At 59.9% G+C, this 3,418-nt stretch carries 2 protein-coding genes; both read right to left on the bottom strand.

The window, feature by feature from the left end; genetic code table 11:
- Nucleotides 1–153: 153 nt before the first annotated feature.
- A complete protein-coding gene (locus GL284_RS21935; protein WP_155046368.1) occupies nucleotides 154–2,184 on the bottom strand; it encodes a tyrosine-type recombinase/integrase in 2,031 nt (676 codons plus the stop codon).
- Nucleotides 2,181–3,418, bottom strand: a 1,238-nt coding sequence (locus GL284_RS21080) for a tyrosine-type recombinase/integrase (protein ID WP_341870527.1), incomplete at its 5' end; no start/stop codon positions are given. The genes GL284_RS21935 and GL284_RS21080, both read right to left, overlap by 4 nt.

The raw sequence follows: 3,418 nt of genomic DNA, 5'->3' as shown, positions 1-3,418 counted from the left end.
TAGATGTTATCTGGACTGGCAAGCGTTTTCTTGGCGCGTAGGGTAGCGATAGTCCATAGGAGGGGCCCCGCCGTCCGCACTGCGCGGATCAAAGCGCTGGCGGTGCGGACGGCGGGGAGGTCCCTGTGGTCTATCGCTGGGCCGCCGCAGAGTTCATTCTTCAATTGGTTCTTCCAGGTCGACCAGGAGCCTTTCGATGCGGTTCGCGATGCCGTTGTGCCGTTCGACTTCTCGCGACCACCCCCGTTCTATTGCATCGGCTGCAAGCGCTACTTCGAGTTTTCTCCGGTCTCGAAGCCGACCAGCATAGGCCTTACTGGTCACAAATTTTGCGCAGCTGAGATACAGGTCGCATTCGCAAGGCCCCTCTGAGGGCAGGCGAAGACAATGGCCAAGTTCGAGCTCAGTTTTGATGAAGTTCGATTTCAGCCAATCGATCGCCGCGCACGACAGCTTGCCTGCGCGGATCGCCTCTGCACCCGGGCCGGCAATCGTTTCGCCGGGCCCCAGGACGTTGCGGTAATCGCGCAGCACTTCGGTGTCGCTGATCCTGGCGTAGACCATCGACATATGAGGGGTCTGATGACCGAGAACGCTCATGATCGTGTGCAGTTTTGCCCCGCGCTCGGCCAGTTGCGTGCCTACCGTATGTCGAAACCGGTGAGTGCTGACAGTGGGTTTGCCGTCATGATCGACAAGCCCGGCCAGCGTGCAGAGCTGGTTCAGTGGAGCCTGCATCAAATAGTCTGGCGAAATCCGCCCGCCGCGCCGATAGAAGACATATCGGACAATTTCGGCAGTCCTATCGTCTCGGATCGGTCGGTCGTTGGCTTCCAAACGGCTAGCGATCACCTGGCTCAATGCCGTGGCAGCGTCATCGTGGAGCGGAACAAGGCGCTCCCGCATCGTCTTTCCTGCAGGAATTCGCAGGCGATGGGTCCCGTCGGGATAGCGATCCAGACAGTCGATGCGGAGCCGGACGATCTCTCCCCTTCTAGCCCCTGACCAGCGGGCAACCAGAAGTGCTGCACGCTGGAATGCACAGCCGATCTTCGGAAGATGCTCCATCAGACGTGAAAGCTCATCGTCAGGTATGAACCTCGGAACGCGGTGCGCCAGCCTCGGGAGGTCACTTGGGTCGAGGAGCGGGCGTGTGGGGAAGTTCGGCCAATCCAAAGCCGCACCGTCCGCGAGAAATCTGGCAACGGCACCTGCTCGTGCGCGCCGGGCAGTAATGGACAGTGGCGCGCCGGTTCGAGGCGCGATGTCGTGCTGCAAGTGGCGCAGGTAATCGTTGAATAGGTCGGGCGTGATGTCCGCAAAGTTCTGAACCTTGGGTTGCAAGCCCGCGAGGTAACCGATGAAGTGGCGCATCGACACGGCTAAGTGGTTGACCGTCGGGCGCGCCAAGGTCAGCTGCCTTTTCGCAACCCAGCGATCCGCCCAGTCCTGGAGATCAGGCCGCGGCGATGGGATCGGTTTGCGCTTGTCCTGTATGATCTGTGGGCGGACAACATCATTTCCGTTGTGGAAGAGGAGAAGCTGCAATCGCCGGGTCTGGTTGTGCCAACCTCGCAGAAAGCCGTTCGGGAAGTCTTCCTCTTCCTTTCTGAACAGGTGAGTGTCACTGCGCTCTGCGAATGCTTCGATACCGGCCATCATCTCGTCAAGGTGGCGCTGTCGGAGATCATCGAAGGATCGGATGCCGGTGTGCATGGCGAGCCGGGGCAGGATGACGTGAAGCGACGCCCGCATGCTGGCTGCGGAATAGCCAATCCGCTCGCTTTCCGCGACCAACCGGTCCAAACCAGTGTAGGCGCCTAGGGGTGCCATCGTCTCAGCAACGCGCATGTTCCCGACGGCAAACAGAAAGTCGTAGTCCAGCCGGATGCAGTCAGTCATGGCGGCGTAGTACAGGTAACTGCGCGCCCGAAAACTGACCGGATAAGTCGGGTGTGCCTGCGTGTCGCCGCTCAGGCGGCCAATCCTGATCGGCAGGGGGGCGGAGAACCAGTCGTTGATATCCGGCCAGCTGTCGACAAACCTAGATCGGTAAAGCAGCCGTTGGCGCCGAAAACTGTCGTCCATCGGAATGCACGCCAGAAAGGCCGCATAGTCCGCTTCGTCCGCATGTTTGAAGGGGCGGGGATGACCGGTCTCGGTTATAGGAGAGGTCTGCTTCACGGCTGATCTCCCCCTTCACCCCGCGCCGGGCGATCAAGACCGAGGGCCCGCCGGTATTCTGTCACGACCACGGCATCGGAGACCCTAGTATAAATCCTCGTCGATTCCGGGGATGCATGGCCCAAGCGCTTCTGCAGGGTCAGCTCTCGCATCCCCGCCTCCCACATGCGGGTCGCGTGGGTGTGGCGGAGTGCATGGGGGGTCATCCACTGTTCTCGGATCCCGGCGCGGTCGCAAGCACGGGCAAATAGACGGGCCAGCGCAGAATAGGACAACGGATCCTTACGATTTGCGCCTCCCCCGCCTACGAGGAAAACGAACAGCGCTTCGGCATCGTGAGGCCGTTCATGCATGACGTACGTGTTCAGTGTTTCCAGGGTCTCGCCATCGTGCAAATCGACTATGCGCTCGACGCGGGACTTCGATCTTGCGCCCTTTGGATGATCGTCGCAGCAGCGGACGAAGATGCGACGACGCCCGTAGCATATGTCTTTCAGCTGCAATCCAAGGACCTCCCCTGGGCGTAGGCCACCATTCAACATGAGCAAGATCAGGCTGCGGTCGCGGAGATTGCGGGTGGCGGCCAGTAAGCTTTCAACCTGATATTGGCTCATCGGTCGGGGGAGCCGTTGCACCGTTTTCAGGCGCAATTCTCTGATCTCAGGCATATGCCGCGAAATACCTGCCAGAAAAGGTTTGTGTCGGTCGCTCACCCGCCAGGAAGTCCGATCCTGCCTTCTGACTATGGGGTTTAGCCCGCTGAATGCTCCTGTGAATATCGCCCAGCGGTAGAAGGCGTCGACCGCCACGAGGATGCGATTGATCGTGGCGGCTGAAAGACCCTGCCGAACCGCAGCCCCATCGCTCACCACAAGTCTGATCGAAGTATCCCGGCGCTTGCGGTTGGCTTGTACCGACCGGAGGTACTCGAGGAATGCGGCCGAGAGTTCGGGGGAGAAGGAGGTCCAGTGAATTCCTTGGGTTGAGAGAAAGGTCCAGAGATGAATGAGGTCGCGTGCATAGGCGAGGGCGGTGTTAGGCGAGTACGCCTTCGCCCCCAGATAGCCGACAAAACTGCAGATCGGGTCGACTGCGTTGCCGTCTATATCTGTCACAAGAATGGTCGCGCCACTGTCGGCGCTTCTCAGTTTGAACATCTGCGCCTCGGCGATTTTGCGGGTTATGACAGCCAGCATAGGGCAAAACGCCACCGTCGGCATGCTGTCCATATAAT

The sequence above is a fragment of the Paracoccus shanxieyensis genome, assembly GCF_009711265.1.
GTDB classification, from domain to species: domain Bacteria; phylum Pseudomonadota; class Alphaproteobacteria; order Rhodobacterales; family Rhodobacteraceae; genus Paracoccus; species Paracoccus shanxieyensis.
This window is presented reverse-complemented; position numbering and strand designations above follow the sequence as displayed.